At 70.5% G+C, this 24,937-nt stretch carries 16 protein-coding genes and 2 pseudogenes; 15 read left to right on the top strand and 3 right to left on the bottom strand.

The annotated features are described in order from the left end of the window. The first annotated feature begins 189 nt into the window (after positions 1–189). From ACQP0N_RS07065 to ACQP0N_RS07075, 3 genes and pseudogenes are all read left to right on the top strand, one after another. Entirely contained in the window at positions 190–6,582 is a 6,393-nt protein-coding gene (locus tag ACQP0N_RS07065) for a polymorphic toxin-type HINT domain-containing protein (RefSeq protein ID WP_433118557.1), read from the top strand. Then, positions 6,582–7,139, top strand: a complete 558-nt coding sequence (locus tag ACQP0N_RS07070; RefSeq protein WP_433118559.1) for a hypothetical protein — start codon at positions 6,582–6,584, stop codon at positions 7,137–7,139. The genes ACQP0N_RS07065 and ACQP0N_RS07070 overlap by 1 nt, the downstream gene beginning before the upstream one ends. Positions 7,140–7,325: 186 nt before the next feature. Continuing rightward, a pseudogene (locus ACQP0N_RS07075) lies at positions 7,326–7,672 on the top strand (XRE family transcriptional regulator); the annotation flags it as partial. Between the two features lie 169 nt (positions 7,673–7,841). Here ACQP0N_RS07075 and ACQP0N_RS07080 read toward each other — a convergent pair. Beyond that, complete coding sequence (locus tag ACQP0N_RS07080; protein ID WP_433118561.1) at positions 7,842–9,353, bottom strand: cell wall anchor protein; 1,512 nt, start codon at positions 9,351–9,353, stop codon at positions 7,842–7,844. Between the two features lie 306 nt (positions 9,354–9,659). Between ACQP0N_RS07080 and rsmD the strand changes: the two genes are divergently transcribed. The 9 genes and pseudogenes from rsmD to ACQP0N_RS07125 all read left to right on the top strand — a co-directional run bounded on the left by rsmD (position 9,660) and on the right by ACQP0N_RS07125 (position 17,586). Next, positions 9,660–10,223 (top strand): 16S rRNA (guanine(966)-N(2))-methyltransferase RsmD, encoded by a 564-nt coding sequence (rsmD, locus tag ACQP0N_RS07085; RefSeq protein WP_433118563.1) that lies wholly within the window; start codon positions 9,660–9,662, stop codon positions 10,221–10,223. After that, complete coding sequence (gene coaD, locus ACQP0N_RS07090) at positions 10,220–10,708, top strand: pantetheine-phosphate adenylyltransferase (protein ID WP_433118565.1); 489 nt, start codon at positions 10,220–10,222, stop codon at positions 10,706–10,708. Before rsmD ends, coaD begins: the two co-directional genes overlap by 4 nt. A 259-nt stretch (positions 10,709–10,967) precedes the next feature. Then, the gene (locus tag ACQP0N_RS07095) at positions 10,968–11,465 is read left to right on the top strand and encodes a hypothetical protein (protein ID WP_234590503.1); all 498 of its coding nucleotides are present in this window, start codon (positions 10,968–10,970) and stop codon (positions 11,463–11,465) included. 111 nt (positions 11,466–11,576) lie between these two features. Then, positions 11,577–12,140 carry a YceD family protein gene (locus ACQP0N_RS07100; RefSeq protein WP_355051548.1) on the top strand — a complete coding sequence of 188 codons (564 nt, stop codon included), beginning with the start codon at positions 11,577–11,579 and terminating at the stop codon, positions 12,138–12,140. Positions 12,141–12,145: 5 nt separating this feature from the next. After that, positions 12,146–12,319: a 50S ribosomal protein L32 gene (gene rpmF / locus ACQP0N_RS07105; RefSeq protein WP_030335284.1), complete on the top strand. Its 174-nt coding sequence runs from the start codon at positions 12,146–12,148 to the stop codon at positions 12,317–12,319. Between the two features lie 111 nt (positions 12,320–12,430). Continuing rightward, entirely contained in the window at positions 12,431–13,417 is a 987-nt protein-coding gene (locus ACQP0N_RS07110; RefSeq protein ID WP_433118568.1) for a phosphate acyltransferase PlsX, read from the top strand. After that, positions 13,414–14,130, top strand: a pseudogene (gene rnc, locus ACQP0N_RS07115) (ribonuclease III); the annotation flags it as partial. The gene ACQP0N_RS07110 and the pseudogene rnc, both read left to right, overlap by 4 nt. Before the next feature lie 157 nt (positions 14,131–14,287). Further along, positions 14,288–15,145 carry a bifunctional DNA-formamidopyrimidine glycosylase/DNA-(apurinic or apyrimidinic site) lyase gene (gene mutM, locus ACQP0N_RS07120; RefSeq protein ID WP_433118570.1) on the top strand — a complete coding sequence of 286 codons (858 nt, stop codon included), beginning with the start codon at positions 14,288–14,290 and terminating at the stop codon, positions 15,143–15,145. Positions 15,146–15,366: 221 nt separating this feature from the next. Continuing rightward, on the top strand, positions 15,367–17,586 hold the full coding sequence (locus ACQP0N_RS07125; protein WP_433118572.1) for an MMPL family transporter: 2,220 nt from the start codon (positions 15,367–15,369) through the stop codon (positions 17,584–17,586). A 75-nt stretch (positions 17,587–17,661) separates the two neighbouring features. Here ACQP0N_RS07125 and ACQP0N_RS07130 read toward each other — a convergent pair whose 3' ends face one another. Beyond that, complete coding sequence (locus ACQP0N_RS07130; RefSeq protein WP_433118574.1) at positions 17,662–18,504, bottom strand: endo alpha-1,4 polygalactosaminidase; 843 nt, start codon at positions 18,502–18,504, stop codon at positions 17,662–17,664. A gap of 110 nt (positions 18,505–18,614) precedes the next feature. After that, positions 18,615–19,685, bottom strand: coding sequence for a CAP domain-containing protein (locus ACQP0N_RS07135; protein ID WP_433121486.1), 1,071 nt, complete (start codon positions 19,683–19,685; stop codon positions 18,615–18,617). A gap of 395 nt (positions 19,686–20,080) precedes the next feature. Here ACQP0N_RS07135 and ACQP0N_RS07140 point away from each other — a divergent pair, with 395 nt between their 5' ends. From ACQP0N_RS07140 to ACQP0N_RS07150, 3 genes are all read left to right on the top strand, one after another. After that, positions 20,081–20,275 (top strand): hypothetical protein, encoded by a 195-nt coding sequence (locus ACQP0N_RS07140; RefSeq protein WP_030487463.1) that lies wholly within the window; start codon positions 20,081–20,083, stop codon positions 20,273–20,275. A gap of 373 nt (positions 20,276–20,648) precedes the next feature. Next, on the top strand, positions 20,649–24,263 hold the full coding sequence (smc, locus tag ACQP0N_RS07145; RefSeq protein WP_433118577.1) for a chromosome segregation protein SMC: 3,615 nt from the start codon (positions 20,649–20,651) through the stop codon (positions 24,261–24,263). Further along, positions 24,263–24,883: an HAD family hydrolase gene (locus ACQP0N_RS07150; protein ID WP_433118579.1), complete on the top strand. Its 621-nt coding sequence runs from the start codon at positions 24,263–24,265 to the stop codon at positions 24,881–24,883. Before smc ends, ACQP0N_RS07150 begins: the two co-directional genes overlap by 1 nt. The last annotated feature ends 54 nt before the right edge of the window (positions 24,884–24,937 follow it).

The following is a 24,937-nucleotide window of genomic DNA, read 5'->3' on the forward strand; positions in this document are numbered from 1 at the left end:
CCGAGCGGGACACCGGTCTCGTTCCGGTCGCCGGCGGTGTCCAGCGCGACGAGGTCGGGTGCCACGCCGTCCCGCCTACACGTCGACGTGCTCGACCAGCAAGCATCGGCACGAGCGGGCCTTGCCGGTCTGCTGTTCCGGGTGCGGCGCGCAGACGGGTCGACGGCCGCCGCCCCGGTCGGCGTTGGGGTGGACTACAGCACATTCGCCACCGCGTACGGCGCCGACTGGTCGAGCAGACTACGTCTGGTGCGGCTGCCGGACTGCGCGCTGACCTCGCCCACAAGCCCTCAGTGCTCAGCCAGTGAGGTGCCGACCCGCAACGACACGGTCGCCAAGCGGGCCACGGCCGACGTCGCGGTCGGCGGCGATCAGTTGATGGCGCTGACGGCTGCGCCATCTGGTCCCGCCGGCAGCTACGGCGCGACCAAGCTGTCGTCCTCCGGAACCTGGTCCGCGGGCGGCTCGTCGGGAAACTTCTCCTGGTCGTACCCGATGCGGGTGCCGCCGGCGATGGGCGGCCCGATGCCGACTGTCGAGCTCGGTTACTCGTCGCAGGCTGTCGACGGGCGGATGGCCTCCTCGAACAACCAGCCGTCGGAGGTGGGTGAGGGCTTCGAGCTGTCCACCAATGGTTTCATCGAGCGCCGCTACAAGCCGTGCAGCGACGACACCACAAACGGCAACAACGCTGGCGATGCGGACAAGCACGCCGACGACCAGTGCTGGGCCACCGACAACGCGTCGCTGAGCCTGAACGGCTCCGGCGGCGACCTGATCAAGGACGCCACCAAGCCGAACCTGTGGCACCTGCGCAATGACGACGGTTCTCGTGTCGAGCACCGGACCGGCGCCGACAACGGCGCGCTCAGCGGCGAATGGTGGGTCGTCACCACCCCGAACGGCACCCAGTACTGGTTCGGCCGCAACAAGCTGCCCGGTTGGACCACGGGCGCCACCACCAACTCGACCTGGACGGTGCCGGTCTTCGGCAACCAGACCGGGGAACCCTGCCACCAGGACACGTTCAGCGCGTCGTCCTGCACCCAGGCGTGGCGCTGGAACCTCGACTACGTCGTCGACCCGCACAACAACACGATGTCGTACTGGTACAAGACCGAGTCGAACAACTACCAGTCCACGACCACCAAGGTCCACTCGTACGTCCGGGACGGCTACCTCGACCACGTCAGCTACGGCACCCGGGTCGAGCCTGACCTCGCCACCGGCAAGGACACGATCTTCACCGGACATGCCGCGGCTCAGGTCGCCTTCGACTACGACAATCGATGCCTGGGCGATTGCGGCACCCACGACGCCAAGCACTGGCCGGACACCCCGTGGGACCTGAACTGCACGAGCAGCACCGTCTGTGACGCCCGGATGCCGTCCTTCTACAGCACGCGGCGTCTCAGCACGGTCACGACCAGCACCTACGACGCGGCGAGCGGCAAGCCGCGCAACGTGGAGCAGTGGACGCTCACGCAGTCGTACCCCGATCCGGAGGACGGCACCCGGGCCGGTCTCTGGCTGGACCGCATCACTCACACCGGCCTGGTCGGCGCGACGACGACGCTTCCGGACGTGACCTTCACCGGCAAGGCGAAGGCCAACCGGGTCGACACCGTCGACAACTCGCCTCCGATGAACTGGATGCGGCTCACCGACATCAACACCGAGACCGGTGCGATCGTTCACGTCGACTACCTCGACAGCGACTGCGTCGCGCAGAAGAGCGTGCCCACCTCACCGCAGAACAACACCATGCGGTGTTATCCCGTCCGCTGGACGCCGCCGGGCTTCAGCGAGAAGACCGACTACTTCAACAAGTACGTCGTCAACGAGGTCACCGAGACCGACAAGACGGGCCAGTCCACCCGCGTCCTGCACCACTACTCCTACATCGGCGATCCCGCCTGGCACTACACCGACGACGACGGGCTGATTTCCGACGACGCCAAGACCTGGTCCCAGTGGCGCGGCTACGGCAAGGTCGGCGTGACCACCGGTGACCCGGGCGGGCAGACGTACACCGAATCGACCTTCTTCCGTGGTATGAACGGCGACCACCTGCCGAGCGGCACCCGGTCGGTGTCGGTCAGCGACTCGCAGGGCGGCTCGGTGCCGGACGAGGACGCCTACGCCGGGATGACCCGCGAGTCGCGTACCTTCCTCGGGCCCGGCGGGGCGGAGGTCTCCGGTGAGATCAACGACCCCTGGCAGTCGGCGCCCACCGCGAGCCGCACGATCAACGGGGTCACGGTCGACGCCCGTTTCGTCAACACCGCTGGCACCCACTCGAGGGTCACGCTCGACCACAGCCCAGGAGTCCGCCGGACCTACACCAAGAGCACCTTCGACGAGTACGGCATGGTCGTCAAGGAGGACGACTACGGCGACGAGTCGGTGACCGGTGACGAGCAGTGCACGGTGACCACGTTCGAGCCGCGAAACACGTCGGACTGGTTGGTGTCGCTGCCCCACCGCGTGCAGACCTATGCGCTCGACTGCGCGAAGGCGACCGGCACGATCGCCGAGGCAGACGTGATCGGCGACGGACGCACCCTGTACGACGGGCATGCCTACGGTGCCACCCCCACCCGCGGTGACGTCACCGAGACCGACCAGATGAGCGCCTACAACAGCGGCAGCCCGACGTACGTCCAACTGACCCGCACCGCGTACGACGACCTCGGCCGCGCGGTCGACTCGTGGGACGCTCTCGATCACCACTCGTCGACCACGTACACCCCTCTGCGGACCGGCCCGGTGACCCAGACCGTGGACACCAACCCGATGGACTGGAAGACGACCACCACCGTGGAGCCGGCGTGGGGGTTGGCCACCTCGACCACCGACGTCAACCTGCTGAGCACCAACCTCAAGTACGACGGTCTGGGCCGTCTCACGAAGGTGTGGCTGCCCGGCCGGAACCCCGCCTCGGACACGCCGGATGTTGCGTACGACTACCTGATCCGCACCGACGGCGTGAACGCGGTGACGGCCAGCCACCTGAACCCCAAGGGCGGCCTCACCAAGTCCTACAGCTTGTACGACGGCCTGCTGAGGCCGCGGCAGACGCAAACCGCCTCGCCGAAGGGCGGGCGGATCCTCACCGACACCTTCTACGACGCGGCCGGTCGCCAGGTGCTGGACTACGGCGCCTACTACGACAAGACCGGCGCACCCGGCACCGACCTCGTGCAGCCGCTGATCCGGCAGGACGTGCCGAACCAGACCGCGACCGTATACGACGGCGCCGGCCGTCCCGTCACCTCGATGTTCACGCCCAAGGGTAGTGAGCGCTGGCGCACCACGACCGTCTACGGCGGCGACCACACCGACGTCGAGCCTCCGACCGGCGCGACCGCCACATCCACCTGGACAGATGCGCGTGGACGGACGGTGCAGCTACGGCAGTACCCCACCCGCTCGGCGAGCGGTACGGACTACGACCACACCGACTACAGCTACAACCGTCGCGGCCTGCTCGACTCGGTCACCACGCCGGACGGCAGCAAGTGGGTGTACGGCTACGACCTGCGCGGTCGGCAGATCAGCACCACCGATCCGGACGCCGGCAGGACGACCAAGAGGTACGACAACGACGGACGGGTGACCGGCAGCACGGACGGCAACTCGGTCTCCCTCACGTACACCTACGACAACCTGGACCGCAAGACGGCCCTTTACAAGGGCACCAGCCCTACCTCCAGTGGGCAACTCGCCCAGTGGGACTACGACCAAGCGACCTTCGACGACGGCGTGACGCCGGTGAAGGGTCAGCTCTTCCAGTCCAGCCGTATCGACACCAACCGCCGCTACGTCAAGACCGTCAAGCAGTACGACAAGCACTACCAGCCCCTGATCAGCAGCGTGACGATCCCCAGCGCGGAAACCGGGATCGGCGGCACGTACGTCTTCGGCTCGGGCTACAACCCCGATGGCAGCATCAGCGGGCTCAGCTACCCCGCCACCGGTGACCTGCAGGCCGAGAGCGTCCTGAACCACTACACGGACTTCGACCAGCCACTGAGCCTCACCGACCTGTACGGCAGCTCGACCGAGTCGAGCATCGTGTCGGACAGCCAGTACGACGCCCTGGCCCACTCCACCCAATACACGCTCTACACCGGCATGTTCAGCGGTACCGGCTCCCGTGCATATCTTTCCTTTGAGACCGACCAGACCACCGGCCGGCTCAACGAGATCAAGGTGCACCGCGACGGCGTGGCCCCCAACACCGTCACCGACATGCACTACACCTACGACGATGCCGGCAACGTCACCGAGATCGCGGACACGCCCACCGGCGGTGGCTACACCGACATCCAGTGCTTCACCTACGACCGCTATCAACGGATCCGGGACGCCTGGACACCGAAGGCGGACGACTGCTCGGCGCCCACCGCCACCGCGCTTGGCGGACCGGCACCATACTGGCAGAGCTACAGCTACACCCTCGGTGGCGCTCGGCAGCAACTCATGGACCACGCCACTCCGAACGGCGACGTCAAGACCGACTACCAGTTCAACGACAGCGCCCCCACCGATCCGAGCGCCGGGCAACCCCACGCGCTGCGCGGCACCACCACCACCGACAACGGTGGCACTCGGACTGCGGCGTACACGTACGACAAGGCTGGCAACACCAAGACTCGCCCGGGCCCGAACGGCACCCAGACACTCGTCTGGGACGCCGAGGGACACCTGCAAAGCTCCACCGACACGGCCGGCACCGTCAGCTACCTCTACGACGCCGACGGCAACCGCCTGATCAGCAGGGACACCACCGGCAGGACGCTGTACCTGCCGAACGAAGAACTCCGCTACACCAACGGCACCGCGTCGGCGGCGTGCACCCGCTTCTATCCATTCGGCGGTGGGACTGTCGCCCAGCGGACGTCCAAGGGCCTGACCTGGCTTGCCAGCGACCACCAGGGCACCCAGGACGTCACCCTGGACGAGAAGACCCAGGCGGTGACCATCCGCCGGCAGACGCCGTTCGGCACGGCACGCGGCCAGACCGGGCCCTGGGTCAACACCAAGGGCTTCGTAGGCGGCACGGTCGATCCGACGGGCCTGACCCACCTGGGCGCACGTGAGTACGACCCGTCCCTCGGCAGGTTCATCTCGGTCGACCCGATGCTGACCACCAGTGACCCGCAGTCCATGGAGGGCTACGCGTACGCCGACAACAGCCCGGTGGTCCACGCGGATCCTGCCGGTCTGATGATCATCAATGACTCGGGTGGAATCGACGCCCTTCCAGCCGCTGCCGCGCCCGACCCGGCCCAGACCAGCCCGCCGCCGACGAAGCCGACGAAGCCGAAGAAGTGCAGCTGGGGCTGCAAGTTCAAGAAGCCGTTCACCGCGACCGCCAACTGGGTCGACGACCACAAGGCAACCATCGCCGGCGTCGCCGTCGGCTTGGCGGTCGGTGTTGGGTGCGGTTTCGCGATCGGCGCGACGGGTGCCGGTGCAGTCGCCTGCGGCGCCCTCGCCGGCGCCGCCGCCAACATGGTCACCTACGCCATCGAGACCAAGGTCGAACACAAGGGCAACTTCAGCCTCGGCGGCATGCTCGTCCAGGGTGCGATAGGCGCCGTCGTCGGCGGTGTCATGGCCGGCCTGGGTTCGGTAGGGGGCCAAGCCCTCAAGGCCGGAGTGTCCTCGATGCTCTCCGGAGCGGGCGCGCGGGCCTCGTCCGCAGCCGCCGGCGCGGCCGCGAAGAAGGAGGCCGGCGCGATATTCAACGGCCTGACCCGCAACGCCTTCAAGGGCTCAGCCAGCAAGGCCGCCGAGGGCGCCGCAGAGGGCGCCGGTGGGAAAACGCCGCCGTGTCACAGTTTCGACCCAGCCACTCCGGTCCTGATGGCGAACGGCAGCACCAAGGCCATCAAGGACGTACGTGTCGGTGAAAAGGTAGCCGCGACTGACCCGACGACGGGTCGCAATTCCGGAAAGCGGGTCACGGCCCTCCACCAGAACGCCGATCGTGACCTCGCCGACGTGACGGTCAAGGACGCCAGGACCGGTGCCACAACGGTCCTGCACACCACCTGGCACCACCCGTTCTGGGCCGCGAACAAGCATGTGTGGGTTGAGGCCGCCGACCTCGTTACCGGCGACCAGTTGCAGGACAACGCGGGTCGGGCCAGTCAGATCATCGTCAGCGTCAAGACTTGGACCGGCCTGCACTGGATGCGCGACCTGACCGTCGCCGACGTCCACACGTATCATGTTCTCGCGGGGTCGACGCCGGTCCTAGTGCACAACTGCCCAACGTCTGGCGACGATCTCCAAGCTCCGAAGCGTGGCCGGGCCGAAGATCTGCCGCCGGATCCTGCTGCTAGAGGTGATCACACGGTTTTCGAACGGGATGCCGACGGCAAGGTTACGCGTTACCAAACGTGGCTTCAGAATGACAGGGCGCCTTCGGGTTGGCAGAAGGGGCCGCGGTTCCGAGGGACGGGAGGGATGCATTCAGGCATGACTCCGCCGCTCTGGTATCCAAAGGGCACCGGGAAGGCTTTTCCTGGAGAAGAGGTGCCCGAACATATTCCACCAGGATATTTGTAATGACTGATGAACTACCCGTGAGTGCGGACGATGCGGTAGGTCGGATCCTTCGGCGGGCGTATCCGCACGTAGAGTCGACCGATTCGGTCTCCTACATCAGCGAACTGGGCGACTCCGTGCAGGCTTTGGTGTACTCCCGGCTCTTTTGGCCCACGCTCGTGGAAATTGGTGGGGCGGTGTTCGTGGCTCTCTGGGGAGACGATGCGCAGTATATTGCCGGACGTCTGCGGAGGCCCGGTCCCAACCCGAAGCGAGAGCCCATCTCATGGTCGAGGTTCGTTGACAGTTTCAACGTCTTCGAGGTCGCTCACATCTTTCGTCAGAACAGGGGTCCGGTTGATCTCGTTAAGGACGCTAACCGGGAACTGGCGTCAATTTTGGTTCACGCCTGGCACGCTAGGCTCAGAGCTAGTTATCCCGAGAGGAAATTCAGTGTCCGCTTTGTTGAGGCGGACGAGATGATGGACTCTCGTATCGAGGTTTCTCAAGAGGCCCCGCCGCTTTCGCCGCCCGCGGGATGGAGCAGTGACCGGCGGGGGGTCTTCCCGGAGGACTGATGCGGGAGCATCCTCACTGGGTGTCTGGTGCGGGTGTGGCCGATCGGCCTCTCGCCCCTCGTGCTTCAGTGGTCGAACGTGGCGATCGGGTTGACCGGCCTGCCGGACTACCGGCTGGCGCGACGGCGAGGTGGAAGTCTTACTGGCCGAGCTCGGCAGTCGTTGTCGCGCACATTTCCCGTTGACGCCGATATCCCGCACTATGTCTGGGTCAGGCTGCTTACCGGCGCGACCACTTGGATCGACCTGCTCGGCTACGCCTACTCGTTCCTGCTGGAGTTGCTGCCCAACACGATGCAGCTCACCTCCGACAAGGCCGCCGACGGTGCTCAGGCCCGGCTCGCGTTCGCCGATCCTGACTGCCCGCACGTCGCCGAACGCGACGCCCTCAACTTGTGCGAGTCCCTCCACGACGTGTCCGTTGTGGAGATCGGCCTGCACCCCGTGCATCTCTACAACTCGGTGCTCCGCTTCGACCACCAGATGATCGTCACCCCACACCTGTACGCGCCCGTGGCTGTCAGCACCCCGCCAAGACCGTGACAGCCCCTACCTCGGATAGCGCCGATACCTCGGCAGCTTTCGAAAAGGGTGGGAACTCAACCGGGGCGGCTGACTGCGCCCGAAACCTGTCAACGCACAACGACCGAGGGCGCGTCGACCGGGTGGTCGACGCGCCCTCGGGCTTCAGCTCAGGTCAGGTCAGGCGGTGAAGGTCACCCGACGCCGACGGGCGATGACGAAGAGCACCGCGCCCGCGATCAGCAGGGCGACCGCGCCGGCGGCGATGCCGCCCGCCGCCGCACCGGTGACCGGGAGGCCCGGCTCGTCCTCGCCGCCGCCACCGCTACCGCCGCAGTTGCCCTCCGGCGTGTAGACGGCTTCCAGCTCCAGGTCCAGGTCCGGCAGGGCGACGAGCGCCGACTCGGCCTTGCTGGCCTTGAAGGTCACCGTCTCCGACGCGCCGGCCGCGACCGTACGGGTCTCGGTCTTGTCGCCGTAGGTGAAGGTGCTCTTCACCGGCAGGCCACCCTCGGGGTTGGTGACGGTGAGGGCGAACTCCTTGCAGTCGGCCTTGGTGGTGACGGCCGGCAGCGGGCAGTCCTCGGGGCGCGCCCACGAGTAGGTGCCGTTCTCGATGACCTTGCCGTCGACCAGGACCTCGATCTTGCCGGCGTCGGCGGCGGGCACCACGATGCTGGTGTCGGCCTTGCCCGGGGCGACGGAGACCTTCTTGGTGAAGCCGTTCTCGCCCTTGACCTCGAACTCGACGGCGTACTTGCTGATCTTGCCGTCGTTGCTCAGCGACACGGCGACCGAACCGTCGCAGTTGGACGCGAAGGTCGAGGCCGGGGTAGCGCAGCTCTTGCTGCCGCCGTTGTACCAGCCCTGCGGGCCCTTGGACCGGTTGCCCGGGGCGCCCGGCGAGCCCAGCTTCTTGTTGTCGTAGCGCTTGCCGCCGTCGACGATCTCGTCGATGACCTGGTCCTTGTCGCCCCAGATGAGGTCGACCTGGGTGTGGCAGTCCGGGATCTCCACGTTCAGCGTGATCTCGGTCTGGGTGGCGCTGACGAAGTCGCTGTCCGGCGTGCCGTAGACGTACTGCGGGGTGGCGAACTGCGGCCGCGGCGCGAAGTACGACACCAGCGTGAAGTACTGCTTGCCCTCGCCGCAGAGCGGCAGGTCACCGTCGAGCTTGACGGTGGCGGTGCCCTTCGTGCCGTCGAAGGTGTGGCTGTACTTGGCCTTGTCGAGCTCGACGCACTTCGGGGCCGGAGCGCACGACTGGTCGGCGGGGATGGTGATGCTGCCGTCGTTGGTGGCTTCCTGGCCGTTCTTCTTCCACTTGCCGAACACCACGAGCTTGGCGCTGGCGGTGTTGCCCGGCACCCGCTGGACGGCCTGCACGGAGCCGGCCTTCTTGATGACATAGCCCTGCAGCGGCACCGCCTTGGCGCCCTCGACGGGCACGGTCACCGGCGTCGCCGGCTCCGCGGTCACCCGCTGGAGCGTCACGGCCTTGTCGCGCTCGCTGTTCTCCACGTTCCACGTGATCACGCGCTCGCCGGTCTGCCGGTCGCAGTCGACGGTGGCCTTGATCGTGGTGTGGTGCGCGCTGGCTGGGGCGGCCACCGCGACGACCCCGGTGAGGCCGACGATGGCGGCTCCCAGGATGGCCAGCGGTCGCCGGAGCGACAGCTTGGGACGGATCACGGGTACTCCTGGAGTGCTGAAGCGTCAGGGGTGTGGCACGGGAGAGACGGTGGACGGTCACCGCACGTCCGATTCGGAGAGGCGCCCTCCCGAGCCGTGGGCCGGCGGGTTGTCGCCGGCACCCGGCAGACCCTAGCGATATCGCCCGGCGTGAGACAGTGCTCAGGATTTGCTAAGACTGATGTTATGAAGTTGAGATCATTGATATACGAGAAGTGATCACATGGTCCGCGTGGTGGTACCGACCGTGTCGGCCGTCGAGTCCGGCTGATCGCGTAGCGTCCTGGTCATGAGCAGGAGGAGACGGTGACCCGGATCGTGGCCGGGACACTCGGTGGTCGACGGATCGCCGCACCGCCCGGCGCCGGCACCCGGCCCACGTCCGACCGGGTCCGGGAGGCGCTGTTCAGCGCCGTCGAGTCCGAGGTCGACCTCGACGGCGCGCGCTTCGCCGACCTGTACGCCGGCTCCGGCGCGGTCGGGCTGGAGGCCCTGTCCCGGGGTGCCGGGCACGTCCTGCTGGTGGAGTCCGACCCGCGCGCCGCCCGGGTGATCCGGGAGAACGTGGCGACCCTGCGAGCCGGTGCCGCCGTACGCCTGGTGGCTGGCAAGGTGGCGACGGTGCTGGCCGCCGGTCCGGACGGCGGCGGGTACGACGTGGTGTTCGCCGACCCGCCCTACGCCGTGCCGGACGCGGAGATCACCGCGCTGTTGACGACGCTGGTCGACGGCGGCTGGCTGACGCCCGAGGCCCTCGTGGTGGTGGAGCGGTCGCGCCGGACCAGGGACTTCGAGTGGGTGCAGGGGATCACCCCGCAGCGCAGTCGCCGGTACGGCGAGACCACCCTTTGGTACGGTCGCCGATCATGAGACGTGCGGTCTGTCCCGGCTCGTTCGACCCGGTCACCAACGGACACCTCGACATCATCGGCCGCGCCAGCCGGCTGTTCGACGAGGTGATCGTCGGCGTTCTGGTGAACCAGTCCAAGAGCGGGCTGTTCACCGTCGACGAGCGGATCGAGATGCTCCGCGAGGTGACCGCGTCGTACGACAACGTGCGGGTCGAGTCGTTCCGCGGACTGCTCGTCGACTTCTGCCGGGCACAGCAGGCGAGCGTCCTGATCAAGGGGCTGCGGGCGGTCAGCGACTTCGACTACGAGTTGCAGATGGCCCAGATGAACATCGGGCTGGCCGGGGTCGAGACGCTCTTCATGCCGACCAACCCGCTCTACTCGTTTCTCTCGTCCAGCCTCGTCAAGGACGTGGCCAAGTGGGGCGGCGACATCTCCGCGCACGTCCCGGACCCGGTCCGCGAGGCCCTCCAGTCCCGCCTGGGCCCCCCACCCCGGACCTGACCCCGGCCCTTCTCCCTCGCGCCGATCTTGCACTTACTGTTTCCGGATCACCCCGTTTCGGGGTGCTTTGCGGCGACCGAAAGTGCAAGATCGACGCGAATCGAGGGGCGGCGGGGGCGGGGAGTGACCATGTCGCGACGCGCCGGGTTGGGGTGGTGGGGGATCGGGTGGGGCGGGCAGGCCATGATGGGCGCAGCGGGAAACCGGCCGTAGCCCGCATCATGGAGGTCGGCCGACGAACGACAGGAGTGAGGTACCGGTGGACCCGCTCGATCGCATCGACGAACTGATCGCCATGGTGGAGCAGGCGCGCTCCGTCCCGATGTCGCGGAACAACTGCATGGTCGACCGGGGCGAGATGATCGCCGCTCTGGACGAGATGCGCGCGGACCTCCCCGCCGACCTGCGTCGCGCCGCCGCGCTCCTGGAGGAGCGCGACAAGATCATGGACGCGGGCAAGCGCGAGGCGGACCGGATCATCAGCGAGGGTGAGGCAGAACACGCCCGCCTCGTGTCGGTGAACGAGATCACCGTGTCGGCCGAGCACGAGGGCGCCCGGATCATCGCCGAGGCCCGTGCCGAGGCGCAGCGCCTGCGTGAGGAGGTCGACGACTACGTCGACACGGCGCTGGCCAACTTCGAGCAGTTCCTCACCCGGGCCCTCGCCTCGATAGAGCGTGGCCGCGACAAGATGCACGCCCTGCGGGAGATCGGCACCTTCGGTGGGGATGAGGCGGAACGCCCGCTACCCTTCTGAGCGGCACCTCACCAGCCGACATTCGCGCCTCAGGCGTCGCCCCCGGTTCGACGGCCGGGCGGTCGCCCAGGTAACCTTTTTTGTCGGCCTCTCACCGGCCGGAGTCTTACTATGCCCAAGCACTCGCCATCGACACTCGACCCCAGGTCGCCGCTGGTCCTCGACACGAGGGACCTGCCGCGCCGCCCTGGTGCGTTGCGTGAGGTCCAGCGGGTCGTGCCGGCACCGGTGGACCTCGGTGTGGAGTTGATCGCCGTACCGGAGGGCGCGGACCTCGACCTCGATCTGAGGTTGCAGTCGGTGTCCGAGGGTGTGCTCGTCTCGGGGACCATCACCGGTCCCGTCCGGGGCGAGTGCGGGCGCTGCCTGCGTGAGATCAACGAATCGATGGCCGTGACGATCCAGGAGCTGTACGCGTACGAGAACAGCACCACGGACGCCACGACCGACGAGGACGAGGTGGGCCGGATGCAGGGCGATCTGATCGACCTGGAGCCGGCGCTGCGGGACGCGTTGGTGCTCACGCTGCCGACCAACCCGCTCTGCCGGGAGGACTGCCCAGGACTGTGCCCCGACTGTGGGGCGCACTGGGACGATCTGCCGGCCGACCACAGTCACCAGCAGATCGACCCGCGTTGGGCGGGCCTGTCGCAAATGACCGTTACAGAGGAGTAAGAACCGTGGCCGTCCCGAAGCGCAAGATGTCGCGCAGCAACACCCGGTCCCGCCGGGCGAACTGGAAGGCGACCGTGGTCGCGACCGTCGCGTGCCCGCAGTGCAAGTCCCCGAAGCTGCCGCACGCCGCCTGCTCCGTCTGCGGCACCTACAACGGCCGCCAGGTTCTCGAGGTCTGACCTGGACGCCGAGTGACGCCCCCGACCCCAGGTCGGGCGGCGCGCGCATCCTGGCATTCGCCCGGTGCCCCGGCTCCCTCCGACGCCCGGCCCACTCCGGCCGGCGTCCCGGTGGAGCCGGGCACCGCGCGGATCGCCGTTGACCTCCTCGGCGGGGACGACGCTCCCGCCGTCGTGGTTGACGGCGCTCTGCGGGCCATGCGCGCCGACCCCGATCTGCACCTGCTGCTCGTCGGTCCGACCGAGGTCGCCGACGCGCTGATCGCTGCCCTCACCCCGGCCGAGCGGGTCCGGATCACGGTCCGGCCGGTCCGCGTCGCCGTCGGCATGGCCGACCATCCCAGCGCCGCCCGCTCGGAGAGCACCGTCCGGGCCGCCGTCACCGCCGTCCGCGACGGAACCGCCGACGCCCTCGTCTCCGCCGGCGCCACCGGTGCCACCGTCACCGCCGCCGTACTCGGGCTCGGGCGCTGGTCGGAGATCCGCCAACCCGCCCTGGTCGCCACCCTGCCCGCGGTCGCCGGGCCGGTGGTCCTGCTCGACGTGGGCGGATCACTGGAACCCCGCCCCGCCACCCTCGCCCGGCACGCCGTGCTCGGCGCCGCGTACGCCGCGGTGGCCCACTCGATCGCCGCACCGCGGGTCGGCCTGCTCTCGGTGGGCACCGAGGCCGGCAAGGGCGACCGGGTACGCCGGGCCACCGATCCCCTGCTCGCCGTCGAACCGCTGCCCGGCGGGGCGCGCTACGTCGGCCTCGTCGAGGGGTACGACGTGGCCGTCGGCGCGCGCGCCGACGTGGTGGTCACCGACGGCTTCACCGGTAACGTGCTGCTCAAGGCGATCGAGGGCGCGTACGCCATGGCCGGCGGCCCACCCGCCGAGGGTGGCGCTCCCCGCGCGGCGGCCCTGCTGGGCGTCGCGGGGACCGTCGTCGTCTGTCACGGCTCCGCCCGGGCCGCCGACGTCGCCTCCGGCATCGCCCTCGCCGCCCACCTGTGGCGGCGGCGTGCCACCGATCTGGTCTCCGCGTTGCTCGACGGCGACGCCGCGACGGACCGCACCGACCGCCCCACCGACACCGAGGTACGCACATCATGAGCAACGACAAGCGGCGGCGGGCGTCCGTCGGTCACCTGGAAGCCGCGTTCGGCGTCAGCCTGGAGGCGGACCTGCTGCAACGCGCGCTGACCCATCGTTCGTACGCGTACGAGAACGGCGGCCTGCCGACGAACGAGCGACTGGAGTTCCTCGGCGACTCGGTGCTCGGCGTCGTGATCACCACCGCCCTGTTCCACAACCATCCGGATCTGCCCGAGGGACAGTTGGCGAAGCTCCGGGCGAGCGTGGTCAACATGCGGGCGCTCGCCGACGTGGCCCGTGGTCTCGGCCCGGACGGCCTCGGCGCGTACCTGCTGCTGGGCAAGGGTGAGGAGACCACCGGTGGCCGGGACAAGGCGAGCATCCTCGCCGACACCCTGGAGGCGCTGCTCGGCGCGATCTACCTCCAGTACGGGCTGGACACCGCCGGGATCGTGATCCACCGCCTCTTCGACCCGCTGATGGCCGAGTCGGCCGGCCGGGGTGCCGCCCTGGACTGGAAGACCAGCCTGCAGGAGTTGACCGCCGCGCTCGGCCTCGGCGTTCCCGAGTACCGGATCGAGGGCACCGGACCGGATCACCTCAAGACGTTCACGGCCTGGGTCGTGGTGGCCGGCAACCGGTACGGCGGCGCGGAGGGGCGCAGCAAGAAGGAGGCCGAGCAGCGTGCCGCCGAGGCGGCCTGGCGGATGCTCTCGGACCAGCACGAGCAGGCCGACCAGGACACCGCAGCCGACCGGGACGACGCGGCCGACCGGGGCGACACGGCCGGGCCGCTGGAGCGCGCCGATCAGGCGACCCTGGCCGAGGAGGCCGACCACCTGGCGCAGGTCATGCCGGCCGACGTGGCGCAGGAGCAGGGGTCCCGTCGTGCCTGAGTTGCCCGAGGTGGAGACCGTCCGGCAGGGGCTGGCCCAGTGGGTCACCGGCCGACGGATCGACTCGGTCGAGGTCCGGCACCCGCGCGCCGTCCGGCGGCACGTACCCGGCGGCGCGCACTTCGCCGACGTGCTCGCCGGCCGGACGATCCTGGACGTCCGGCGGCGCGGCAAGTACCTGTGGCTCCCGCTGGACAGCGGCGACGCGGTGGTCGGGCACCTCGGCATGTCGGGTCAGTTGCTGCTCCAGCCGCCCGGCACTCCCGACGAGACCCACCTGCGGGTCCGGTTCCGGTTCGCCGACGACGGGCCCGAGCTGCGCTTCGTCGACCAGCGCACGTTCGGCGGGCTCGCGGTGAGCGAGGGCGGTGCCGACCTGCCGGCCGAGATCGCGCACATCGCGCGTGACCCGATGGACCCGGAGTTCTCCGACGCGGCGTTCGTCGCCGCGCTGCGACGCCGGCGGACCGAGGTGAAGCGGGCCCTGCTCGACCAGACGCTGATCTCCGGGGTGGGCAACATCTACGCCGACGAGGCGCTCTGGCGTGCGCGGTTGCACGGCGCCCGCCCCACCGACGCGCTCACCGGCCCGGCCGCCCAGCGGCTGCTCGGCCAGGTCCGGGACGTGCTCGCCGAGGCCATCAAGGAGGGCGGCACCAGCTTCGACGCCCTCTACGTCAACGTCAACGGCGAGAGCGGCTACTTCGACCGCGCGCTCAACGCGTACGGCCGCGAGGGCGAGCCGTGCCGGCGCTGCGGTACGCCGATCCGGCGGGAGTCGTTCATGAACCGCTCCTCGTACAGCTGCCCGCGCTGCCAACCCCGGCCTCGGGGTGCCCTTCGGGGATGACCCGGAGTCGGCTCCGGGTCGGTGCCGGCGGGTCGCGGCCGGACGCTCCGGGTAGTTCCCCGGCGTACGCCCGAATCGCGGGTGGATGCCCGCCCGGCGGACCCGCCGCCCCCGGTCGGACGACTCCGGGGCGGACGGGGGCCGTTCCCCGATGTGACCGCCTCGTCACGCCCCTAACGTCAGCACCGTTGACAGGGGGTCGACGTGACAGGGGGGCACTGATGGGCAGCAGACCGGTGACGGTGCGGATGGCGCGCTGGAGCGCCGAGCATCCGTGGCGGGCGATCGCGATGTGGATCGTGTTCGTGGCGGTGTGCTTCGTCGGTGGCAACGCCGCCGGCCTCAGCGAAGCCACCAGCGGTGACCAGGCGATCGGCGAGTCCGGGCGGGCGAGCCTCATCATCGACGGCGGTGCCTTCGACGACCCGGCCGTGGAGAACGTCCTCATCACCGCCCGGGGCGGCACCCTGGACCCGGCCGCGGCGAAGGCGGCGGCCGACGATGCCGCCGCCCGGCTGCGTACGGTCACCGGGGTTGCCGAAGTCGGCGCACCGGTCACCGCGCGGGACGGGTCGGCGCTGTTGCTGCCGATCACGATGTCCGGTGACCCGGAGACGGCGTCCGACCGGGTGCAGCCGTTGCGGGACGCCACCGCCGGCGTGCAGAGCGCGCACCCGCAGCTCCGCGTCGAGCAGGTCGGCGGGCCGTCGATCGGTCAGGCGCTGGACGACACCCTCGGCAAGGACTTCGAGCGGGCCGAACTGCTGAGCCTGCCGGTGACCCTGGCCATTCTGATCATCGCGTTCGGCGCGTTGATCGCGGCCAGCGTGCCGGTGCTGCTGGCGCTCTCGTCGGTCGCCGCGGCGATGGGTCTGTCCACGCTCGCCTCGCACCTGGTTCCGGCCACCGACACCACGTCACCGGTGATCCTGCTGATCGGCATGGCGGTGGGGGTCGACTACTCGCTGTTCTACATCCGCCGGGAGCGGGAGGAACGCGCCAAGGGCCGCTCCGGGCTGGACGCGGTGGAGATCGCCGCGGAGACCTCCGGGCATGCCGTGGTGGTCTCCGGGGTCGCGGTGATCATCGCGATGGCCGGGCTGTTCCTCGCCGGTGACGTCGTCTTCTCATCGCTGGCGGTGGGCTCGATCCTGGTGGTGGCCGTCGCGGTGACCGGTTCGCTGACCGTGCTGCCCGCTCTGCTGGCCCGGCTGGGTCGCTGGGTCGACCGTCCCCGGGTGCCGCTGCTGTGGCGCCTCACCGCGCCGCGCACGGGGCGGCACGGCGAGGCGCGTACGCCCCGGCTCTGGCCGACGGTGCTGCGTCCCGCGCTGCGGGCGCCGGTGGCGACGCTCGTCATCTCGGTCGGCCTGCTGCTCGCGTTGGCCGCGCCGGCGCTCGGCATGAAGCTGAAGTTCCCCGGCATGGAGGACCTTCCGCGCACGACACCGGCCATGCAGGCGTACGACCGGCTCACCGCCGCCTTCCCGAGCACCGGCACCAATCACGTGGTGGCCGTCCGCGCGCCGGCCGACCAGGCCGACCGGGTCGGCGCGGCCCTCACCGACCTGGCCGCCCGCGCCTCCGCCGATCCGCTGTTCGCCCCCACCGAGGCGGACGGCCCGAAGATCAAGGTGTCGGCCGACCGGCGGGTGTCGGTGCTGGACGTCGCCACCCCGTACGCGAGCCGCGACGACCGGTCGGTGCAGTCGTTGGAGAAGCTGCGCGCCGACCTGGTCCCGGCCGAGCTGCGGGGCATCCCCGGCATCGAGTACGCGGTGGGCGGCAGCGTGGCCGACAGCGAGGACTACGCGGCGCACGTCCGCGACAAGCTGCCGCTGGTGATGGGCTTCGTGCTGGTGCTCACGTTCCTCGTCATGACGCTCACCTTCCGCTCGGTCGTGGTGGCGGCCAGCTCGATCGTGCTGAACCTGCTCTCCGCCGGCGCCGCGTACGGGCTGCTGGTGCTGGTCTTCCAGGGTGACTGGGCCGAGGGGCTGCTCGGCTTCACCTCGATGGGAGCGATCGTCTCCTGGCTGCCGCTGTTCCTGTTCGTGGTGCTGTTCGGCCTCTCGATGGACTACCACGTGTTCGTGGTGAGCCGGATCCGCGAGGGGGTACGGGCCGGAATGTCCAACCGGGACGCGGTCTCGTACGGCATCACGTCGTCGGCCGGGGTGGTGACCAGCGCGGCGATCGTGATGGTCGGAGTGTTCTCGATCTTCGCCACGTTGAGCACGATCGACATGAAGCAGCTCGGCATCGGTCTGGCGGCGGCGATCCTGCTGGACGCCACGATCATCCGGGGCGTGGTGCTGCCGGCTCTGATGACCATGCTCGGGGACGCGAACTGGTGGGCGCCGCGGTTCCTGCGCCGGCGTCCGGAGCCCGCTCCCACCGATCCGCCGACCTCCGCCCCGGAGTTGGTGCCCGTCTCCTGAGCAGCCGACCGTGTGCCGGGCCGCGACCAGCGGCCCGGCACGTGCCTTACCGGCGTGCACGGGGGCGCCGGGCGGTCACGGCAGCGGGCAGGGCTCCCGCCAGGCGTCCAACTCCCGGTCCTTGCGGATCGACGCGAAGCCGTAGCCGACCGTGGTGACGCAGAACTCGTCGGTCGTGCCGACGTACTCGACGTGGAAGACCGGTTTGCCGGCGTCCGCGAACGGCAGCAGCTTGGCGCACTGGTCGAGCCGGACGCACTCCTCGTTGACCACGAAGTCGAAGTCCGGCGCCAGGGCCGCGAGCTGCGGCACGTCGTTGACCAGCCCGGGGGAGAGGTCCAGCGAGCGGGCCAGGCGGGCCAGCCGGCGGTTGAACAGCAGTTGATCGTCGAAGTCCAGGGGGAAACCGCTTCGGTGCGCGTACCCGTCGGCGTCGGCCAGCGCCACCGCGCCGAAGCCCTTGCCCCGGCACAGCCGGAACCGGTCGGCCAGCACCGGCTCCAGCGCGTCCCAGGCCCGGACGTCCAGCCACCGGCTGCCGGACCGTCGACCGGGGGCGCCGAGCACGACGGCGGGCAGTCGGCTGGCGTCCGGGTCGGCCGGGCCCACCGAGCCGACCGCCACCTGGCAGATCAGCCGTCGGTCCCGTGCGCGCAGCTCGGCCGTCTGCGCCGCCGTGGTCGCCACCGGGTCGAGCAGGAAGACGTCCGCCTCCACCGTCTCGTCGAGCGGGCCGTCGAGTTGCCACTGCCACTGCCAGTGGCGGGACTGGGCGGCCGGCCACGGGGTGGGCGCGCCGGGCGGAATCAGCTCGCGCCGGCAGCCGTACGCCGGCACCACCAGGACGAGCGCGACGGCGGCCGACACGATCCGGCGCAGCGCGCATGCGGCGCGACGTCGCCGTGGCCGGATCCGCATCGGCAGCTCCCGGGTCCCGGGCGGCCCGTCGCCGCCCCCACCGGCACGCCGCCGTCTACCCCGGCGTACCCAACCGGGTCAACGAGCGCGGGGGCGCGGACGACGCGCGGTCAGCGCGGCGCCGCGAAGACCTGCGTCCAGTACGGCCCGTCGCTGCTGGCGATACCGACGCCGATCTCGGTGAACGCGCAGTTCAGGATGTTGGCGCGGTGCCCGGAGCTGTTCATCCAGGCATCCATCACGGCGGCCGGCGTCTTCTGGTTCCACGCCACGTTCTCGCCGTAGGTACGCCACGCGTAGCCGACGCGGTCCAGCCGGACGCCCGTGTCGCTGCCGTCGCTGCCGGTGTGCGTCATCTTGTTGTGGTCGGCCTGGTCCTGGCTGTGCCGCTGCGCGGCGGTCATCAACTTGTCGTCGATGCTCAGCGCCTTGCAGCCGGCCTTGGCCCGCTCGGCGTTGACCAGGTCCACCACCTCGCGGGCCTGGTCGCTGACGGTGCCGCTGGCGGTGCTCGGGGCGGTGCTGCGATCGACGCTGCGGCGGGACGTGGCGGTGGTCCGCGACGAGGCCGGGGTGGGCTTGACGACCTTGCTCGGGGACGGGCTCGGCCGTGCCGGACTGGGCGAGCTGGTCGCCGACGGTGGGGCCGGGGCGTCGCTGGTCGCCTGCTCGGTGGGGACCGCGGGAGCGGCGGCGACGGTGTCGTCGACGGCGGTCGGCTCGTCGGCCGTGCCGTTGCCGCCGGGCATCGCGAGCGCGCCGACGCCGATGCTCACCACGAGGGTGGCCGTCGCGGCCGCGCCGCCGATCATGAGCGGGCGACGCCAGCTCCGCGGCGAGCGGTGCCGTCCGGTGCCGGTCCGGCCGTCGGCGGCGGCCGCCGTGTTCCGGCCTCCGGTGGGGTACGCGTCGGTCTGGTCGCGCCACCCGTCCGTGACCTCTGGCGGCCGGGTGTGGCCGGTCGGTTCCTCGCTCCGCGCCTGTCCCGGCCAGCTCGTGGTAGACGCGTCCACGGGGGCGGGTTCCCAGCGGGGGGAGGGCTCGGCGGCGTGCCACTCGTCAGCGGGCTGGTCGGGGTCGTCCCCGAACAGGTACGCCGAGCGGGGCTCCGGGCGGTCGGTCAGCCAGTCCGGCTCGTCGGTCGGCCGCTCGGCGCGCCGGGCGGCGCCGTTCGCGTCCATCGGGTCGGTCCAGCCGTACACGCCTTTGCCTCCACGGGGTCGGTTGTTGGCCCGGGTGACGCTACGACTCGCCCGCGACCTGCGGCAACGTGGCTAAGGAAGAGTTAAGAGGAAGTCGGACGCCAAGGCGGTGACTTCCGGGAATACGGGCGTACAGTAAAGGCGTCCGGACAGAGCGTGTCCGTGCCTTGCGGCAGCCCCCCCGACAAGTGGACAGGTCGACGTGGAGATGATCTACGGCCTGCGAGAACTTGACGAAGGAGGGGTTTGCGGCTCAATATATAGGTGTCGCCAGTCGCGCCCGGTCATGCCCAGATACACCTGGAATGACAGCCGCGTACTTAATGGGCGCGCGCTTGGCCGGCCTTTCCGGCAGCGCATATCAAGGAGTCAGCATGGCGAAGGCCCTCTACGGCCACGTAGGTGCAGCGCCCGACCGGCGTCTGCTCGACGAGGTCACCCGACTGCGTTCCAGGGTTCAGGCACTGGAGTTCGAGATCACGCGTCTGCGTGCCGACAATGATCGGCTCGCGGCGGCTGCGGCGGAAGCGGACGACCTGCTCCGTCTCGCCGAGCCGGCGCTGACCTGATCTTCGGGGTCGGAAAACTGAATCGCAGCACCACCGCAAAAATGCGCGCCGACACCCGTGTGCCGGCGCGCAACGCTGTCCGGCCCCTTTCGCGGCCGACGATTTATGATCTTGTAGCCGGCCTCGCGTCAAACGCTCCCGCAGTTATCGCAGAACGTGTCGAACCGCATTCTGATCATGAAAGGTCTTTGCCTTTCCGTTGCCGCCGTAACGACAGCGCGTTGTCTCCTCCGCCACTGGCGAGCGCGGGCCGTCGGCACGGCCCGGGGCGGGTCGCGTGCCGGGTGGGTGCCGTCACCGGGTTAGTCTGCGGGTTCACCCAGGTCCCCGCAGCCGGCGACGGTACGGCGGCCACCGGACGAGGATCGAGAAGGTGTATCTCAAGAGCCTGACGGTGAAGGGCTTCAAGTCCTTCGCCTCCGCCACGACGTTGAAGCTGGAGCCCGGGATCACCTGCGTGGTGGGCCCGAACGGCTCCGGCAAGTCGAACGTCGTCGACGCCATCGCCTGGGTGCTCGGTGAGCAGGGCGCCAAGGCGTTGCGCGGCGGCAAGATGGAGGACGTCATCTTCGCCGGCACCGCCGGCCGCGCCCCGCTGGGCCGGGCCGAGGTCACCCTCACCATCGACAACACCGACGGCGCGCTGCCGATCGAGTACACCGAGGTCTCCATCACCCGCCGGATGTTCCGCTCGGGCGAGAGCGAGTACGAGATCAACGGCAACACCTGCCGACTTCTCGACATCCAGGAGTTGCTGTCCGACTCCGGCATCGGCCGGGAGATGCACATCATCGTCGGGCAGGGCCGCCTGGACGGCATGCTGCACGCCAAGCCGGAGGACCGCCGCTCGTTCATCGAGGAGGCGGCTGGCGTCCTCAAGCACCGCAAGCGCAAGGAAAAGGCGCTGCGCAAGCTCGACGCGATGCAAGTGAATCTCAACCGCCTGACCGACCTCACCGCCGAGCTGCGTCGTCAGCTCAAGCCGCTCGGCCGGCAGGCCGAGGTGGCCCGACGGGCGGCCGCCATCCAGGCCAACCTGCGCGACGCCCGCCTGCGACTGCTCGCCGACGACCTGGCCACCCTGCGGACCACGCTCGACCGGGAGATCGCCGACGAGACCGCGCTGCGGGAGCGTCGCGAGCAGATCGAGGGGGAGCACGCCGAGGTGCAGGGCCGGCTCGGCGAGTTGGAGGCCGCCCTCGCCGAGGACGCGCCGCTGCTCGCCGCCGCGCAGGACACCTGGTACAAGCTGTCCGCGCTGCAGGAGCGGTTCCGCTCCATCGAACAGCTCGCCCGGGAGCGGCTGCGGCACCTCAGCGCCAGCGGCGACGACGAACGGCCCGGCCGCGACCCCGACCAGTTGGAGGCCGAGGCCGAGCGCGTCCGCGAGCAGGAGGAGGAGCTGCGCGCGGCGCTCACCGACGACCAGATCCGGCTGGCCGAGGCGGTCGAGCACCGCCAGGAGCTGGAACGGCAGCTCGCCGCCGCCGAACGCGAGCTGGTCGCCGCCGCCAAGGCCATCGCCGACCGACGCGAGGGCCTGGCCCGCCTCACCGGCCAGGTCAACTCGGCCCGCGCCCGGACCACCAGCGCCGGTGAGGAGATCGAACGCCTCGCCGTCGCGCACGCCGACGCGCTGGGACGCGCCGAACAGGCGCAGGCCGACCTGGACGCGGTCGCCGCCCAGTCCACCGAGGCGGACCGGGACAACGCGGACCTGGACGCCCGGCACGCCGAGGCGCTCGCCGTCCAGGAGCGCGCCCAGGCGGCCGTCCGGTCGCTGGCCGACGCCGAGCGGGCCGCGGAGAAGGACTCCGCCACCTGGAAGGCCCGCGAGGAGGCCCTGGCGCTGGGCCTGCGGCGCAAGGACGGCGCCGGTGCGCTGCTCGCCCGCGCCGGTGACGTTCCCGGCCTGCTCGGCAGCCTTGCCGGGCTGCTCACCGTCGCGCCCGGACACGAGGCCGCGCTGGCCGCCGCGCTCGGCGGTCTCGCCGACGCGGTCGCCGTCAACGGGGTGGACGAGGCCGTCGAGGCGATGCGGCTGCTCAAGATCTCCGACGCCGGGCGGGCCGGCCTGCTGGTCGGCAGCCCCGCCGGGCCCGGCATGACCGGATCGGCCGACGCGCTGCGCCCGAAGCTGCCCGACGGCGCCCGCTGGGCTCCCGACCTGGTCGAGTGCCAGCCCGACATCCGTCCGGCGGTGCACCGGGCGCTGCGTGACGTGGCGCTGGTCGACGATCTCGCGGCGGCGGCCGAGCTGGTCGCCGGCAACCCCGAGCTGCGGGCCGTCACCCCGGACGGTGACGTGGTCGGGGCGTACGCGGCGGCCGGCGGGTCGGCCAAGGCGCCCAGCTACATCGAGGTGCAGGCTGCCGTCGAGGAGGCCCGCGCCAACCGGCTCACCGCCGAGCGGACCGGCGCGGAGCTGCGGGACCAGCTCGTCGAGGCGCGCGCCGAGGTGACCGCCGCGAAGGAGGCCGTGCAGCACGCCGCCGCCGAGAAGCGGGAGGCGGAGAGCCACCGCAACGCCGCCGCCCGCCGGCTGGCCGAGCTGGGGGCGGCCGCCCGTTCCGCCAAGGCGGAGACCGACCGGCTCGGCGAGTCCCACGCGCGCGCCGAGGCGGCCCGGCAGCGGGACCTCGCCACGCTCGACGAGTTGGAGGAGCGGCTGCGGCTGGCCGAGGAGACCCCGGTCGACGCCGAGCCCTCCACCGAGGAGCGGGACCAGCTCGCCGCCATGGTGCCGCAGGCCCGGCAGAACGAGATGGAGGTCCGGCTCGCGGTGCGTACCGCGGAGGAGCGCGTCTCCTCGATCGCCGGCCGGGCCGACTCGCTCGCCCGGCAGGCCACCGCGGAGCGGGCCGCGCGCGAACGCGCCGCCGCCCGACGGGCCGCGCGCGCCCGGGGCGCGGGCATCGCCCGGGCCGTCGCGGGCGGGGCCCGCGCGGCGCTCACCCGGCTGACCACTTCGATCGCGACGGCCGAGCAGCACCGCGACGCCGTGGCGCGCGAACGCGCCGCCCGCGAGGCGGAGCTTCAGGAGGTACGCGGAGCAGCCAAGCGCCTCGGCGCCGAGCTGGAGCGTCTGACCAGCCAGGTGCACCGCGACGAGGTGGCCCGCGCGGAGCAGCGGCTGCGGATCGAGCAACTGGAGGCGAAGGCCGCCGAGGACTTCGGGCTGGACGTGGAGACCCTCGTCGCCGAGTACGGCCCGAGCCAGCTCGTCCCACCGACCCAGGTCGACGTGGCCGCCGCCGAACGCGACGGTCTGCCGGTGCCCGAGCCGGTGCGGTACGAGCGGCCCGTGCAGGAGAAACGGGCCGCCAAGGCGGAACGCGAACTCGCGCTGCTCGGCAAGGTCAACCCCCTCGCGTTGGAGGAGTTCGCGGCGCTGGAGGAGCGCTTCAAGTTCCTCTCCGAGCAGTTGGAGGATCTCAAGGCCACCCGACGGGACCTGCTCACCGTCGTCAAGGACGTGGACGAGCGGATCCTGGAGGTCTTCGCCAGCGCCTTCGAGGACACCGCGCGCGAGTTCCAGCAGGTGTTCACGGTGCTCTTCCCGGGCGGTGAGGGCCGGCTCATCCTCACCGACCCCGAGGACCTGCTCACCACCGGCGTCGAGGTCGAGGCCCGGCCGCCGGGCAAGAAGATCAAGCGTCTGTCGCTGCTCTCCGGTGGCGAGCGGTCGCTGACCGCCGTGGCCATGTTGGTGGCGATCTTCCGCGCCCGGCCCAGCCCGTTCTACATCATGGACGAGGTGGAGGCCGCCCTGGACGACGTGAACCTGGGCCGGCTCATCACGCTGCTGGCACAGTTGCGGGAGAAGAGTCAGCTGATCGTCATCACGCACCAGAAGCGGACGATGGAGATCGCCGACGCGCTCTACGGGGTGACCATGCGCAGCGGGGTCACCCAGGTGATCAGTCAACGGCTCAACCGGGCCGACGAGGACGACCAGCGGCCCGGCCGCGGCGAGGAGAACGGGTAGTGGCTCGGGAACGCGCGAAGGCGCTCCTGCTGGACTTCGACGGCGTACTGCGCCGGTGGGACCCGGCGGTGGCCGCTGACGTCGAGCGGGAGTACGGCCTCTCCGAGGGGGTGCTCACCGAGATCGCCATGCAGTGGGGGAGGCTCCAGCCGGTGCTCACCGGCCAGGTCAGTCACGCCGACTGGGTGAGCAGCGTGGCCGACGCGCTCGCCGAGCCGGCCGGCGGGCCGGACCGGGCCCGCGCGGCCGTCGAGCAGTGGCAGCGCTACCGGGGCGAGGTGGACACCGAGGTGCTGGACTTCGTCCGGAAGGTGCGCGCCGCCGGCATTCCCGTCGGCCTGGGCACCAACGCCACCGACCTGCTCGACGCCGACCTCGCCGCGCTCGGCCTGGTCGGCGAGTTCGACGTGGTGGTCAACTCGTCCACGCTCGGCGTGCACAAGCCCGCTCCGGAGTACTTCCAGGCCGCCTGCCAGGCGCTGTCCACCCCGCCGGCCCGGGTCCTCTTCGTCGACGACGAGGACTGGGCCGTACGGGGCGCCCGCGCCGCCGGGCTGTCGGCGCACCGCTGGGGCGGCCACGCCGATCTGCGCTACCTGCGGGCGGCCCTGGACTACTAGGGCGTGTGTCAAAGTCCTCGGGCCGGCCAGGGGCTTTGACACACGCCCTAAAGC

This window comes from Micromonospora sp. CA-246542 (assembly GCF_050942905.1).
Classification (GTDB): domain Bacteria; phylum Actinomycetota; class Actinomycetes; order Mycobacteriales; family Micromonosporaceae; genus Micromonospora.

What these genes read in the sequence shown, in the direction of transcription:
- coaD (WP_433118565.1), top strand. Translation starts at nt 10,220, where the DNA reads ATGAGACGTGCGGTCTGTCCCGGCTCGTTCGACCCGGTCACCAACGGA.
- ACQP0N_RS07070 (WP_433118559.1), top strand. Translation starts at nt 6,582, where the DNA reads ATGACTGATGAACTACCCGTGAGTGCGGACGATGCGGTAGGTCGGATC.
- ACQP0N_RS07125 (WP_433118572.1), top strand. Translation starts at nt 15,367, where the DNA reads ATGGGCAGCAGACCGGTGACGGTGCGGATGGCGCGCTGGAGCGCCGAG.
- ACQP0N_RS07100 (WP_355051548.1), top strand. Translation starts at nt 11,577, where the DNA reads ATGCCCAAGCACTCGCCATCGACACTCGACCCCAGGTCGCCGCTGGTC.
- ACQP0N_RS07130 (WP_433118574.1), bottom strand. Translation starts at nt 18,504, where the DNA reads ATGCGGATCCGGCCACGGCGACGTCGCGCCGCATGCGCGCTGCGCCGG.
- ACQP0N_RS07140 (WP_030487463.1), top strand. Translation starts at nt 20,081, where the DNA reads ATGGCGAAGGCCCTCTACGGCCACGTAGGTGCAGCGCCCGACCGGCGT.
- ACQP0N_RS07135 (WP_433121486.1), bottom strand. Translation starts at nt 19,685, where the DNA reads ATGGACGCGAACGGCGCCGCCCGGCGCGCCGAGCGGCCGACCGACGAG.